Consider the following 13,566-nt stretch of genomic DNA (forward strand, 5'->3'; position numbering starts at 1 on the left):
ATGCCGGCGATGACGCCGGCGGCCGGTGCCGCATCGTCGTACATGCCGTGGGCGGCAAGCGGGGCAATCTCGAGGAAAGGCGAACCCGGATCGAGCAGGGCGCGGATTCGTTCGCGCGGCAGGAGCTTGCCACGCGCCACATGCTTCTCGCGAGCCTTGGCTCCACCGCCCTCGGCGGTGCGCTTCAGCGTGTCCCGCAGGTCCTCGGTCAGCGCGCGCAGGCGCAGGCTGGCGGCCTGGAAATCCGGTGACCGGGTGTCGAGCTGCGAGGTAAGGATGGGCATGGCGGGCCGTCGTCGAGCGGGTCAAACCACCATGATAGCCGTCGGACAGGGATCTAAAACGCTGCGCTGCGGCAGGCGCCATGAAAAACGGCCACCGCGAGGGTGGCCGTTTCCAGGGACAGGAATCCAGGAAGAATTACTTCTTGGTGCTGTCGTCCTTTGCGCTATTGGCGTTGGAAGCCGCATCCTTGGCCTGGTCAGCCGACTTGTCGGCCTGGTCGGCTGCGTTGGAAGCGGCATCCTTGGCGGCCTCAGACGCGCCACCGGCCGTCGACGCCGAGGCGGCGTTCTGGGCCTGGGCGGCGGCATCCTTGGCCTGGTCAGCCGACTGCTGGGCCTGGTCGGCCGCCTGCGAGGTCGCGGCGTTCTGCGACTGATCGGCGGCCTGCTGGGCCTTGTCGGCCTGCTGCTGGGCGTCGGAAGCGGACTTCTGGGCATCCTGCGCGGAATCCTGCGCGCCGTTGCTGCAAGCTGCCAGAAGTGCGACGAGCCCGGAGGCGAGAAGGGTACGCGTGAAATTCATTGTGGTTCTCCTTAGCCGTGGAATGCCGTTAGGCGGGCACATTAATAGCTCAGTTGTCTGGGCATCGCCAGCAAACCACCGGATCATCTTCAGGGCGCGTTAAACGCCATGCAAACCGCGTGATGCTGGCGCTAATAACGCCCGTTCTTTCGACGTGGGCTTCACACCAGTTCGATGGCGATAGCCGTTGCCTCGCCGCCACCGATGCAAAGCGAGGCGACGCCCCTTTTTGCCCCACGAACCGTCAACGCATTGAGAAGAGTCACCACGATCCGGGCGCCGCTGGCGCCGATCGGGTGGCCCAGCGCGCAGGCACCGCCGTTGACGTTGAGCTTGTCGTGCGCCACGCCCAGCTCACGCATGACCGCCATGGGCACCACGGCGAAGGCTTCGTTGATCTCGAAAAGATCGACGTCTTCCACCTTCCAGCCCGCCTTGTCCAGCACCTTCTGGATCGCGCCCACGGGCGCCGTCGTGAACCATTCCGGCTCCTGCGAATGCGTGGCGTGTGCCACGACGCGCGCCAACGGCGTCGCGCCCTTCGCCTTCGCATCATCGGCGGACATCAGCACGAGCGCGGCGGCGCCATCGGAAATGCTTGATGAACTGGCGGCCGTGATCGTGCCGTTTTCCTTGCGGAACGCAGCGCGAAGGGTCGGGATCTTGGCGGTGTCGGAACGGCCCGGCTGTTCGTCTTCGGCGAAATCCTGTGCACCCTTGCGGCCCTGCACGGTCACCGGGACGATCTCGCCGGCGAATGCGCCGGCGGCCTGCGCGGCCTTCGCGCGGTCCACGGAGGCGATCGCGTAGGCGTCCTGCTCTTCGCGGGTGAAGTGGTACTTGTCGGCGCACTGCTCGCCAAACACGCCCATGGCCTTGCCATCGTACGGGTTGGTCAGGCCATCCCACGCCATGTGGTCGACCAGCTGGCCATCGCCGTAACGGATGCCGGTGCGCGCGTTGACCATGTGCGGCGCATTGGTCATCGATTCCATGCCGCCGGCGACGACGACGGAGGCGGAGCCCGCCTTGATCAGGTCGTGGGCGAGCATGATGGCTTTCATGCCGGAACCGCACACCTTGTTGATCGTCGTGCAACCGGTCGCCGTCGGCAGGCCCGCCTTGAGCGACGCCTGGCGCGCCGGTGCCTGGCCCAGGTTGGCCGGGAGCACGCAACCCATGATCACTTCGCTGACATCGGCCGCGGCGACGCCGGCCTGCTCCAGGGCGGCCTTGATCGCGATGGCGCCGAGTTCCGGCGTGGGTACGCCAGTGAACTGGCCGAGGAAGGAACCGATGGCGGTGCGCTTGGCACCCGCGATGACGATGTCAGACATGGGAACTCCGTGGAACTTCAGATGGCCGGCCCAGAGGGGACGGAAACCTGCCGAGTATCGCAGTGGCCCCCGGGGCGGGGCAATGCGCACCGCCGCATCCGTCACAGACTATCCGCAGCGTTCTGTGCCAAGATCCTGCCCGGCGCCGCGGCAAGGGGCGGTGGCGCGACATTGATGTCGAATTCTGGGGAAAACTGAATATGGGTAGGAATCTCCTGCGTCAGCGCGATCTTGCGCTTGCGGTTTGCGTGAGCCTCGGCCTGGCCGCATGCGGTGGCGGCGGCGGTGGGAGCCGGCCGACGAACGTCAGCAACGGCGGTGGCGGTGGCGGTGGCGGGGTGGTCGTTCCCCCGACGAACCCGACCAATCCGACGCAGCCAACCCAGCCTACCCAGCCGGCCCAGCCCCCCGTGGACGCCCAGATCGCCCTGACCAATGTCGCGCCAGCCCATGCGGCCAATTTCAACGGCCAGGGTGAAACCATCGGTGTGATCGATACGGGCGTGACCCACCTGCACCCGGCGCTGGCCGGGCGAGTCACGGCCAACCTGGTCTATGTCGATCCGTCGACGAACAACATGGGCGTCGACGACGTGGTCGGCCACGGCACGGCGGTCGCGGAGATCGCCGCGGGCGTGCCGTTCGGCAGCTTTGCCGGCGGTGTCGCGCCCCAGGCCAATATTGTTGCGGCGCGCATCATCAACGACAAGGCGCCCACGGATGACGGTTCGGGCCAGGGTAACCAGGCGACCTCCGCCGATCCGCTCGGCACCGTGAACGGCGACGTCGTCGCGAAGGGCGCGCGCATCATCAACAACTCCTGGGGCGGCATCTATTGGGGCGCGACCGATGCGGCCGCCAACAAGAGCTTCCACGACGCCTATGCGCCGTTCACCGCAAATGGCGCCCATCTGTTTGTTTTCGCCGCCGGCAACGATGGCCGCGCCGATCCCTCGGACATCGCCGCGCTGCCTTCGCGCTCGCCCGATGTCGAACAGGGCTGGCTGGCGGTAGTCGCGCTGGACAGCAATAACCCGACCCAGATCGCCTCGTATTCCAACCGTTGCGGCATCGCGAAGGATTACTGCCTGGCCGCGCCGGGCGATGTCATCGTCGCATCGGCCGACTCGACGACCAGCAAGGCCAGCTACCAGATCTGGGAAGGCACGTCGCTCGCCGCGCCACAGGTTTCGGGCGCCGCTGCCGTGGTGCACAGTGCGTTCCCCGGGTTCGATTACAACGCCGTGCGCCAGATCATCCTTGGCACGGCTGATGACCTGGGTGACCCGGGCCCCGATGCGATTTATGGGTACGGCCGGCTGAACGTGGGTCGTGCGGTGCTCGGCCCGGCGCGATTCGACTGGGGCGATTTCAACGCGAACCTCGACAACGACGCGACGTTCAGCAATGCCATTGCAGGCAGCGGTGGCCTCAACGTCACGGGCGCCGGCACGCTGACGCTCACCGGTATCAACACCTACACCGGGACGACGACGGTCAACAGCAATGCGAAGCTCGCGGTCATGAACGAGTTGACCAGCCCGCTGAACGTGCTGAATGGCGGCAGGGCCATTCTGGGGGCGACGCTGCACGGTGACCTCACGAGCCAGGGCGTGGTACAGACGGGCGCCGCGACACAGCACGTCGATGGCAACGTGGTCCTCGGCAACAACAGCACGCTTTCGGTGTACCTCGGCGCGCCGCTGATCGTCGGTGGAAACGCCACCGTAGCGGGCGTACTCCAGCTTAGTGGCGCGATTCCCAATTACACCAGGACAACGCACCAGCAACTGGTCTCGGCGACCAGCCTGCAGGGCACGTTCTCACAGACGGTCATGACCGGCGCGTTCCTGACGACCACGCTGCAGTACACGCCGACGGAAGTGTGGGCCGATACGTCGTCGGCAAGTATCTCCGTCACGGCCAGCAGCACCATGGCGCAGTCGCTTGCCGCCACGTCGTCGGCGCGCCGCGTGGATGGGGCGATGGCCCAGATCAGCGACAACCTCGCCGCGGGCGCGGCCTCGGCAGGAGCCATCGATTCCTCGATGCTCATCGCCGCCGGCGGCATCCAGCAATCACCGAACACCCGTGCGGCCCAGGCCTCGCTGGAATCGCTCTCGGGCCAGCTGTATGCGGCGGGAACGGCGGTGACCCTGGCGGGTATCGATGCTGGCAACGATGCGCTGATGCAGCACCTCGATGAGATGGGCAAGGGCGGTGCGTGGATGCAGTCGCTGGATTCGCAAGGTGGCATGAGCCGGAGCGGTTACGGCAACGTCGGCTTCAACATCGGCGGCAACATGGTCGGTAACGATATCCGCCTGGGTTCCAGCGGTTTCGCCGGCCTGGCGGTGTCGCAGATGCGTAGCAACGGCCAGCTCTCGGGTAATTTCGATCGCCAGCGCAACCGCGCCACGGAAGGTTCGTTGTACGCGGGTACGCAAGGCGCCAACTGGTACAGCGTGGGCCGTGTCGCGTTCGGCAGCTATCGCGGTGATACGCAGCGCCTGCTGCGCTTCGGCGACATGGGCGCGGCGTTTACCGGCGGCGACTACAGCGGCCGTTACAACGTCGCCTACGGCGAACTGGGCTATCGCACGCACCTGGGTGCGTTCGATTTCACGCCGTATGCCGCTGTGCAGTACGCCAGCATCCGCCGCGATGGGTTCCAGGAACTGGGTGGCGATGGCTTCGGCCTGGCGGCCGACGGGCACACCACGTCGCGCTGGCAGGCTGGCCTTGGCCTGCGTGCCGGCAGCTCGTGGCTTACCTCGTACGGCAAGTTCCGCATGGACATGAAGCTGGGCTGGCAGAACGCGTTCGCCACGCGTGGGGAGGTGTTCTCGGCCCGCTACACGGGGCTGGCGCAGTGGGCACCGGTCGACGGCATCGGCCTCTCGCGGCAGGCAGCCACGCTCGGCTTGAATGCCGGCATGGACATCGGCGCGCGCACGCAACTCGCCTTTGGCGTGGACCAGCGTTTCGCCAGCCGCGACCACTCGCGTTCGGCGACTGCCAGCGTCAAGGTGGCCTGGTAACCCAGGTGATTGAGTAGGAGCTCACCCTGTGAGCGACGCCGTTCGCGGTATCGCCACAGGGTCTGCTGCGGTGGGGCGAAAGATGTCGCCCACAAGGTGGGCTCCTACATCGCGTTTACGACTTGCCGTGGAACAGCTCGCGGCCGATCAGCATCCGGCGGATCTCGTTGGTACCCGCGCCGATCTCATACAGCTTCGCGTCGCGGAGCAGGCGGCCGGCGGGGAACTCGTTGATGTAGCCGTTGCCGCCGAGCGCCTGGATCGCCTCCAGCGCCACGGTGACCGCGTTGGTGGATGCATTGAGCAGGCATGCGGCCGGATCGATGCGCGACTTCACGCCGTTATCGAACTGCTGGGCCACCATGTAGGCGAAGCCGCGTGACGACTGCAGCGCGGTGTACATATCCGCCACCTTGCCCTGCATGAGGCCGAACGTACCGATCGGTGCATTGAACTGCTTGCGCTCGCGCACGTAAGGAAGCACGAGGTCCACCGCCGCCTGCATGATGCCGATCGGACCACCGGAGAGCACGAGGCGCTCGGTATCCAGGCCGCTCATCAGCACGCGCACGCCTTCGTTCACTTCGCCCACGATATTCGCCGCGGGGATCTCGCAGTTGTCGAACACCAGCTCGCAGGTGTTCGAGCCGCGCATGCCGAGCTTGTCGAGCTTCTGCGCCGTGCTGAATCCCTTCATGCCCTTTTCGATGATGAACGCGGTCATGCAGCGGCTGCCCGCGGCGCGCGGCGCGGTGCGCATGTAGACCAGCAGTACGTCGGCATCCGGGCCGTTGGTGATCCACATCTTCGAACCGTTCGCGACCCAGGTGTCGCCGACGAGTTCCGCCTTGCAGTTCATGGAACCGACCACGTCGGAGCCGGCGCCAGGCTCGCTCATCGCCAGCGCGCCGATCCACTCGCCGCTGGCGAGTTTCGGCAGGTACTTCCGGCGCTGCTCATCCGTACCGTTGTGGTAGATGTTCTGCACGCACAGGTTCGAGTGCGCGCCGTACGAAAGACCCACCGAGGCGGATGCGCGCGAGATTTCTTCCATGGCCACCATGTGGGCCAGGAAGCCGAGGTCGGAGCCACCGAACTCGCCGGGGATCGTGATGCCCAGCAGGCCCATCTCGCCCAGCTTGGCCCACAGGTCGTCGGGGAACTGGTTTTCGCGGTCGATACGGTCGGCCCGCGGGGCGATCTCCTTCTCGGCAAACGCGCGGACGGTTTCGCGCAGGAGGTCGAGGTCTTCGCCAAGGGAAAACGGACGCATGGGTGCAACTCCGGGGAAAAGGCGGGGAAAACCTCACCATGCTAGCGTTTTGCGGCGCCGGAGCCACGGCGCGACGCAGCAATCAGGCCAGGGCGATGGTGGCGATGCGGTCGTGTACGCGCCGCAGGAGCAGGCCCTGGCGCTCGAAAAGGCGCAGTGTCCCACCGTGGGCCGCGCCGGAAAGGGCGCTCCCCGTCTCCTCGCCAGGCGCGGCCAGCAGCGGCGCGGGTGTGCCGGCGCGCAGGTGCTCGGCGAGCGCGGCGAACGCCACCGCGAGTTCGCGCGCGTGGGCTTCCATGGCCGCGGCATCGGCCGCCGGCATGGCCTCGCGGTGCGTGCCCAGCGTAGAGAGATGCGAGAGACCCGCCTGCAGGGCCGTCAGGAGGCGCAGGCCGCGTTCACCCTGGGCCGGTGCGTGCCCCGGTTCGCCGAGGAGCTCGGCCACGTTCCCGGCCACCACCGCCTGCGCGGCGTGGGCATCGCGGCGCGCGATCCGGTAGGGGAGATCGTCCACGCGCCCGCTAACGTACTGGGCGGCTATCCGCTCGAGGTACCGGGCGTAGGCGAGCAGGGCATCCGCGACAAGGTCGTCCAGGCGTCGCACGCGCCAGTCAGGGAGGACATAGCGGATGACCACGGCAGCCACGGCGGCGCCGAGCAGGGTATCGAGCAGGCGCGGCCCGATCGCGTCAAAACCCGCGCCGACGCGATCGAAGCACAGCAGCACGAACAAGGTGATGGCGCCAGTGGCGAGCGCGTACCGGCGGAGGCGGAAGGCGAAGAACGCGGCGCCCGTGGCGACGAGTACCGGCAGCCGCCAGTCGCCGGCCGGGAGCGCACGCAGCAGGGCCCAGCCAAGGAGAAGGCCCGTCGTCGTACCCACGATGCGCTGGACGAACCGGCGCCGGGTCGCGCCATATCCCGGCTGGCAGACGAACAGGGTGGTCAGCAGGATCCAGTAGCCGTGCTGGGGGTGCAGCGCGAGCATGACGAGATAACCGGCGAGCATGCCGATGGAAAGACGCATCGCGTGACGGAAATGCATCGAGCGTCGGTTGAGGCGCAGGCGAACGCGGCGCATCGCGTCGGCGAAGGTGGACGGCTCGTTGCCCTGCAGGGCGATGTCACTGTCCTCGCGCAGGCTGCCCTCGTCCTCGATAAGCGCCTGCAGGCTCACCATGTTCTTCAGCAACGCTACCAGCGCGTCGTCCAGGGCCTCGTCCCGTTGCTGCGTGCGCTGGTGGAATGCGAGCGCCTGGCGCAGATCCTCGAGCGCGGCGCGGGGCAGTGCGATCGAGCTCAGCGGGGCATTGCGACGCACGGCGTCGGCGCGCTCGCGGCATGCCTGGGCCTGCAGGCGCAGCAGCCGGCCGAAGCGGAACATCAAGTCGCTGTGGTACAGCGCCGCCGTGAGTTCATCGTAGGGATAATGCGACGAGGTGATCCGCTCGTGGATGTCCTGCGCGACGAAGAACATGGCCAGGCGTGATGCGGCGCGCCCACGCGGCTGGCGGCGGCCGATCCGGTCGATCAGGGCCAGCCGGGCCTCGGTCAGTGCCTGGACGGTAACCTGGTTACGTCGGGAAAAGGCCAGTGCGAGCGCGTCGTGGTCGAGTCCCTGCACCGGTTCGAACTGCGCCGCCTTGGCGTCGATCAGCGCGGCCAGGGATTCGAACAGCCTGGCCAGCGCGTGTCGCAGCGCCCGCTGCGGCGCCAGGGCGCTCCAGAGCATCGACAGCACGCCGTACCATGCGGCACCCGCGACGAGCGCGACCGTGCCCTCGGTACCGCGTCCACCCGCCGCGTCCGAGGCGATCATCGTGTAGACCGCCAGGATCAACGTCGCCGTGGCGATCGTCGCGTAGCGGCCACTGGCCGCGCCGAGCATCACCAGCAGGAACGTCCCGACCGGGAGCAGCATGGCGAAGGCCAGCGGCGTACCGATCGCCGCTTTCACCGACATTGCCGCTAGCGCGAAGCACAGCAGGGTCACCACGAGGCCCCGGAGGCGCCCGCGCCACGCGTCGTCCGTTTCGGCGAGTGCACAGGCGATGGCGCCCAGCAGGGCAGGGACGATCGCATCCGCCGGACCGTGCCACGTACACCATGCGGTGATCCCGGCCAGCGCCAGGAACACGCGCAACACATCGGCGAAGCGATCGGATTCGGCCAGGTGTCGGAAGGCAACCATCAGCCTAGGTTACCCCGGGGGGCGCGCTTCCCGCTCAGCAAAGCCCGCCGTTCACCGCGAGCACCTGCCGGGTGATGTAGCTGGCCTCGGGGCTGACGAGGAAGCGCACGGCGGCCGCGACTTCCTCCGGCGTACCGCTCCGCTCCATGGGGATGACCTTGAGGATCTGCTCGACCGGTACGTCGGGGTCGAGCATGTCGGTATCGATGAGGCCCGGAGCGACACAGTTCACGGTGATCTTGCGCTTGGCCAGCTCCACCGCGAGCGCCTTCGCCGCACCGATGACACCAGCCTTGGAGGCGCTGTAATTCACCTGGCCGCGGTTTCCGATGATGCCGGACACGGAGGTGATGCAGACGATGCGGCCCGCGGCGCGGCGGCGGATCATTGGCATCACCAGGGGATGCAGCACGTTGTAGAAACCATCGAGGTTAGTGCGCAGCACCTGGTCCCAATCCTCGGAGGTGAGCCCGGGGAATGCGCCATCGCGGGTCAGGCCGGCGTTGCAAACCACACCGTAGTAAGCGCCATGCGCGGCCACGTCGGCTTCCAGCGCGGCGGCGGTGGCGGCGCGGTCGGCGACATCGAACTGGAGCACGCGCGCGTTGCGGCCCTTCGCGACGATCTCGGCCTGCACGGCTTCCGCCTCGTCACGGCGCGAGCGGCAATGGACCACGATGTCATGGCCGGCGTCCGCCAGGTTGAGCGCAATGGCGCGGCCGATGCCCCGGCTGGAGCCGGTGACGAGGATCGTGTCGGTCATGGAGCATTTCCGGTGGGGTCGAGCCGGGTGTTGCGCGGATCGAGGAAGGGGGTGGGGTCGACCGGGCTGAAGACGGTGAGCCGCGCTTCCGCCTCGATGCCGTGTGTCGTGATGCGGCAGGCGAACGACGCCATGCCGTCTTCGTCGTGGAACGTGCGGATGGCTTCAACCCGCAACGTGCTACCGACGGGAAACGCATCGGCATCGACGCGATAGGCGCGCGTGCCGAGCAGGAAGCCTGGCCGGACCTGCCCGCCGGCAGCGAGCACCTGGCAGCCGTTCCACGCCGCGATGGCCTGCGCCATCAGCTCGATGCCTGCCCACGCAGGCAAGCCATCGGCGGTCACTTCGAGATCGCCGCGGCGGACCGTGCGTTCGCAGACCACGCGCTCCGCGTCCCATTCGATCAGCCGGTCGAGCCAGACCATGCTGCCGGCGTGCGGAAGCAATTGCTCGATGGGCCATGTGCTCATGGCATGGCTCCGTGCGACAGGCGCCGTTCGACGTCGGCCATGAAGCACCCGGGCGATACCAGCTGCATCTCGCCATCGGCGAGGCGCACGGCCACCTGGATGGTGCTGGCGCGGGTCAGGCGTTCACCAGTCGCCACGTCGCTGATCGTGTAATGGATCTTCAGGCGGTTTTCCCATTCCACCAGCTCAGCCCGTACACGCAGGGCCTGGCCGAAACGGGCGGCGCGCGCATAACGCAGCTGCAGGTCGATGATGGGCCAGGCGAAGCCGGTTTCCTTCATCCGCACGTAGTTGTGGCCCAGGTCGTCGAGCAACGCGCAGCGGGCGATTTCCAGGTACTTCACGTAGTGCCCGTGCCATACGACCTCGAGCGAATCCACGTCGAAGAACGGCACGACGATATCGACGTCGACGGCCAGCACGCCCTTACCGCGCATCGACGACTCCCGGCATGGCTTCGACGCGCAGGTGCGCGGACGAGCAGGTCGCATCGCCCATGCGGTAGGCGAAGTGCAGGCGGCCGCGCTCGGCGTCGTAGCGCAGGTGCAGGTCGACGCGGTCGCCCGGACGCAACAGGCGCTGGAACTTCAGCTGGTCCATGCCGCGGCATGTGGTGGGCGTGCCGAAGCGCGAAGACGCGAATTCCAGTGCCCAGGCGATCTGCAGTACGCCGGGCAATACCGGAGCGGCCGGGAAGTGATCGACGAAGCAGGCGAGGTCCAGCGGCAGCGCGAGCGACAGCACGTGGATATCGCCCTCCATGCGCTCGCTGACCACGCAGGCGATGCGCGGGAGCGGTGCCTGCAGCAGCAGGTCGATGCGCGCGGCTTCGGGCAGCGCATCGACGAAACGCCAGGCCATCGGCGTGGCGAGGGCGTCATCTCCCGCGCCATGCTGGCCCAGTTCGCCCACGAGGCCAGCACGGCCATGCCGAGATAGCGCGATGCGGCCGGAATCCGACAAGGCGACGACCATGCCCGGTACCTGCGGGCCTGCATGGCCACCCGCAGCGGCCGCGACCCAGGGGTGCGAGGCAAGGCGCACGGCAGCGGTATTCATCGGCGAGGAACGCACGCGGCGGCGCATCCGCTGCCGGCACAGCCACTCGACGGCGAACAAGGCACCCATCGCGGCGTAGGCGAGGATGCCGTTGTAGAAGGTCCACCAAGACAACGGACCCCATGCAGCGAGCAAGGCGGAGCAGGTGCCGTTGATGGCGAAGAAACCGACCCAGACCCAGGTCACCCTGCGCGTATAGGCCACGGCCTCCGGTGGCAGGTCGGGCTCCATCAGACGCGCCACGCGCTCGATGAGCGGCGGTCCGAACACGAGGCTGAGCGCGAACGCGCTGAGCAACAGCGCGCAGACCAGGCTGGGGTACCAGCGGAGCAGCTGCTCGTGCCCGCCGAACGCAAGGATGGCGCAATAGGCCAGCGTGACGCCGAGCATCCACTTCCCGCCCGGCTGCTGCAGCAGGGCCGGGGCGCGCACCAGCCAGAGCGCACCGAGGATCAGCCCGAACGCGGGTGGCGATACACGGTCGCCACCGAAGTAGACGATGAACGGATAGAGCAGGCCCACGACGACCAGCAACAGGTTGGCGAGCTTGCGCGACCCGTTCGCGCTGCTGGCGGTGATCATGCGTGGAGCTCCCGGGCGTAGAGCTGGTGCAGGTGTTCGTTGATGCGGCGCGAGGCGATCGGTGCTGGCGCGGCGTCGCTGAAGCTCGCGACGTCGATGTCGTCACCCACGCGCAAGTGCATGTGCACCCGGCGGTGCGGGATGCGGTACCAGGGCTCGGCCTTGGTCAGCGTGGTGGGTTTCACGGTGATGAAGACCGGCGTGATGACCTCGGCGCCACGGACCGCGATGGCCGATGCGCCGCGGTGAAAGACGGGCGGCTGGCCCGGCGTGGTGCGGGTACCTTCGGGGAAGACGATAAGCGTCTGTCCCTCCTTCAGCACATCGGCGGCGCGGTCGAGCATGTCGGCGCTGCCGTCGTTGCTGATGTACTGCGCCACCATCACGGGGCCGCGCATGAACGGGTTCTTCCACAGGCTGTGCTTCACGACGCAGTTGGCGTCAGGCACGTGGCCGATCAGGAACACGACGTCGATGAGCGACGGGTGGTTCGCCACGATCATCTGGCCCGGACGGCCCAGCCGCTCGAGGCCTTCGAAGCGGTAGGTGAGCACGCCGGTGCGCGCCATGAACTGCGAATGCAGCCAGAAGGCCCGGCCGACGGTGCGGCGTGCGCGCCGGCGGCGGACCTCGATGGGGGCGGGCCAGTGCATCACCACCGGCAGGATGATGAGGCGCAGCACGAGGCCGCCCAGGCCGAAGAACGCGAATGAGAGGGCGGTGAAAACGAACCGGCACGCCCATGCGTCGGCGCGGCGCTTCGTCGTGTCGGCTGCGAGATCCATGGGGCTAGGCCTGGAAGGGTTCGGGCTCATGGTAGCGCCGGATGACGAGTGCCGCGCAGCTGCCGCCAAAACCGAAGGTATTCGAGAGCACGGCATCGATGCGTGCCGCGCGCTCACCATCCAGCAGCGGCGCCTCGGCGAACGCTTCGTCGAGCGCCTGTGGCGGCGCACCGGCGAGCAGCACGCCCTGTTCGATCATGCCGATGCACGCGTTGGAATCCAGCGCCCCCGCCGCGGCGGGGGCATGGCCGACCTGGCCTTTGATGGATGACATCCATGGCACCGCATGGCCGCGGTCGGCGAATACACGGCGCAGGGCGTCCCATTCGGCGAGGTCGCCGTCGACCGTGGCGCAGGCATGGGTGTTGACGTAGTCCGGTATCACCCCGGCGAGATCGATGGCCTGGTGCATGGCTTCGGCCATGCCCTCGCTGCGCGGGCTCACCATCCCCTCCGGATCCGACGCCGCGCCATAACCGGCCATTTCCGCCAGGATCGTGGCACCGCGCGCAAGCGCGTGCTCCAGCGACTCCAGGACGAGCACGCCCGCGCCACCGGCGAGCACGATGCCATCGCGGTCGCTTGCATACGGCGTCGATACGCGTTCGCCAGGCGTGCTGGTCGTGCTGAGTGCGTGCATCACGTCGAAGCACATGGACGCCTTGTCATGCAGCTCCTCCGCGCCGCCGCACACCACGATCTCCTGGCGGCCGAGCTGGATCAGTTCCATGGCCTGGCCGATCGCATGGGTGGCGCTGGAGCACGCGGACCCGACCGTGAAGGCACGGCCGCCGAAACCGAAGGCGTGGACCAGCGTCGCAGCGATCGCGCTGCCCATGGTGCGCGGGACGGTGAAGGGTGAGAGGCGCGAATAGCCCTTCGCGCGAAAAAGGTTCAGCCCGGCTTCGTATTCGGAAAGCGCGGCGGCGCCGCCCATGACGATGCCGACATCGCGCTCGCGGATGCGCGCGTCATCAAGGCCTGCCTCGGCCAGCGCTTCGCGCGTGGCATGCCAGGCGTATTCCGCTGCCTGCGGCAGGTACCGGCGCAACTTGCGCGGGGGTGGTTCCAGCGCGCCGAGGTCCACCGGCGCGGCGGTACGGCAGCGCATGCCCAGGGCCGCGTAATCCGGCATGTCGCGAAACCCGTCGCGGCCCTCGCGCAGGCCGTCGAAGAGGGCGGCGCGGCTTGGGCCAAGGCAGGACACCGCGCCCATGCCGGTGACGACGACACGCCGCATCAGGCGTGGGCCTTG

Annotated in this window: 12 protein-coding genes; 1 reads left to right on the forward strand and 11 read right to left on the reverse strand. The window is 67.8% G+C overall.

The window, feature by feature from the left end; all coding sequences use genetic code 11:
• The 3 genes from ACTHLF_RS02795 to ACTHLF_RS02805 form a co-directional block, all read right to left on the reverse strand.
• Positions 1 to 284, reverse strand: a 284-nt coding sequence (locus tag ACTHLF_RS02795; RefSeq protein ID WP_440324663.1) for a carboxyl transferase domain-containing protein, incomplete at its 3' end; no start/stop codon positions are given.
• Between the two features lie 136 nt (positions 285 to 420).
• Positions 421 to 807 carry a hypothetical protein gene (locus ACTHLF_RS02800; RefSeq protein WP_440324665.1) on the reverse strand — a complete coding sequence of 129 codons (387 nt, stop codon included), beginning with the start codon at positions 805 to 807 and terminating at the stop codon, positions 421 to 423.
• Between the two features lie 161 nt (positions 808 to 968).
• Positions 969 to 2,144, reverse strand: a complete 1,176-nt coding sequence (locus tag ACTHLF_RS02805; protein WP_440324666.1) for a thiolase family protein — start codon at positions 2,142 to 2,144, stop codon at positions 969 to 971.
• Between the two features lie 200 nt (positions 2,145 to 2,344).
• On the opposite strand from ACTHLF_RS02805, the gene ACTHLF_RS02810 reads away from it, so the two are divergent.
• A complete protein-coding gene (locus ACTHLF_RS02810) occupies positions 2,345 to 5,185 on the forward strand; it encodes a S8 family serine peptidase (protein ID WP_440324668.1) in 2,841 nt (946 codons plus the stop codon).
• A 115-nt stretch (positions 5,186 to 5,300) separates the two neighbouring features.
• Here the strand turns inward: ACTHLF_RS02810 and ACTHLF_RS02815 are convergent, their stop codons facing one another.
• The 8 genes from ACTHLF_RS02815 to ACTHLF_RS02850 all read right to left on the reverse strand — a co-directional run.
• The gene (locus tag ACTHLF_RS02815) at positions 5,301 to 6,458 is read right to left on the reverse strand and encodes an isovaleryl-CoA dehydrogenase (protein WP_440324670.1); all 1,158 of its coding nucleotides are present in this window, start codon (positions 6,456 to 6,458) and stop codon (positions 5,301 to 5,303) included.
• An 82-nt stretch (positions 6,459 to 6,540) separates the two neighbouring features.
• Positions 6,541 to 8,649 (reverse strand): YccS family putative transporter, encoded by a 2,109-nt coding sequence (gene yccS, locus ACTHLF_RS02820; protein WP_440324672.1) that lies wholly within the window; start codon positions 8,647 to 8,649, stop codon positions 6,541 to 6,543.
• A gap of 34 nt (positions 8,650 to 8,683) precedes the next feature.
• Entirely contained in the window at positions 8,684 to 9,412 is a 729-nt protein-coding gene (fabG, locus tag ACTHLF_RS02825; protein WP_440324673.1) for a 3-oxoacyl-ACP reductase FabG, read from the reverse strand.
• Complete coding sequence (locus ACTHLF_RS02830) at positions 9,409 to 9,885, reverse strand: ApeP family dehydratase (protein ID WP_440324675.1); 477 nt, start codon at positions 9,883 to 9,885, stop codon at positions 9,409 to 9,411. Before ACTHLF_RS02830 ends, fabG begins: the two co-directional genes overlap by 4 nt.
• Positions 9,882 to 10,322, reverse strand: coding sequence for an acyl-CoA thioesterase (locus ACTHLF_RS02835; RefSeq protein ID WP_440324677.1), 441 nt, complete (start codon positions 10,320 to 10,322; stop codon positions 9,882 to 9,884). The genes ACTHLF_RS02830 and ACTHLF_RS02835 overlap by 4 nt, the downstream gene beginning before the upstream one ends.
• The gene (locus ACTHLF_RS02840; protein WP_440324679.1) at positions 10,312 to 11,526 is read right to left on the reverse strand and encodes an ApeI family dehydratase; all 1,215 of its coding nucleotides are present in this window, start codon (positions 11,524 to 11,526) and stop codon (positions 10,312 to 10,314) included. Before ACTHLF_RS02840 ends, ACTHLF_RS02835 begins: the two co-directional genes overlap by 11 nt.
• Positions 11,523 to 12,311 (reverse strand): lysophospholipid acyltransferase family protein, encoded by a 789-nt coding sequence (locus ACTHLF_RS02845; protein ID WP_440324681.1) that lies wholly within the window; start codon positions 12,309 to 12,311, stop codon positions 11,523 to 11,525. Before ACTHLF_RS02845 ends, ACTHLF_RS02840 begins: the two co-directional genes overlap by 4 nt.
• Before the next feature lie 4 nt (positions 12,312 to 12,315).
• A partial coding sequence (locus tag ACTHLF_RS02850) for a beta-ketoacyl-[acyl-carrier-protein] synthase family protein (protein ID WP_440324683.1) occupies positions 12,316 to 13,566 on the reverse strand: 1,251 nt, incomplete at its 5' end.

Source organism: Luteibacter sp., from assembly GCF_051958795.1.
In the GTDB taxonomy this organism is placed as follows: Bacteria; Pseudomonadota; Gammaproteobacteria; order Xanthomonadales; family Rhodanobacteraceae; genus Luteibacter.

Bases quoted from the DNA above. Each gene is read 5' to 3' on its own strand.
- ACTHLF_RS02800 (WP_440324665.1), bottom strand. From the start codon at position 807: ATGAATTTCACGCGTACCCTTCTCGCCTCCGGGCTCGTCGCACTTCTG.
- ACTHLF_RS02815 (WP_440324670.1), bottom strand. From the start codon at position 6,458: ATGCGTCCGTTTTCCCTTGGCGAAGACCTCGACCTCCTGCGCGAAACC.
- ACTHLF_RS02840 (WP_440324679.1), bottom strand. From the start codon at position 11,526: ATGATCACCGCCAGCAGCGCGAACGGGTCGCGCAAGCTCGCCAACCTG.
- ACTHLF_RS02830 (WP_440324675.1), bottom strand. From the start codon at position 9,885: ATGAGCACATGGCCCATCGAGCAATTGCTTCCGCACGCCGGCAGCATG.
- fabG (WP_440324673.1), bottom strand. From the start codon at position 9,412: ATGACCGACACGATCCTCGTCACCGGCTCCAGCCGGGGCATCGGCCGC.
- ACTHLF_RS02805 (WP_440324666.1), bottom strand. From the start codon at position 2,144: ATGTCTGACATCGTCATCGCGGGTGCCAAGCGCACCGCCATCGGTTCC.
- ACTHLF_RS02835 (WP_440324677.1), bottom strand. From the start codon at position 10,322: ATGCGCGGTAAGGGCGTGCTGGCCGTCGACGTCGATATCGTCGTGCCG.
- ACTHLF_RS02810 (WP_440324668.1), top strand. From the start codon at position 2,345: ATGGGTAGGAATCTCCTGCGTCAGCGCGATCTTGCGCTTGCGGTTTGC.
- ACTHLF_RS02845 (WP_440324681.1), bottom strand. From the start codon at position 12,311: ATGGATCTCGCAGCCGACACGACGAAGCGCCGCGCCGACGCATGGGCG.
- yccS (WP_440324672.1), bottom strand. From the start codon at position 8,649: ATGGTTGCCTTCCGACACCTGGCCGAATCCGATCGCTTCGCCGATGTG.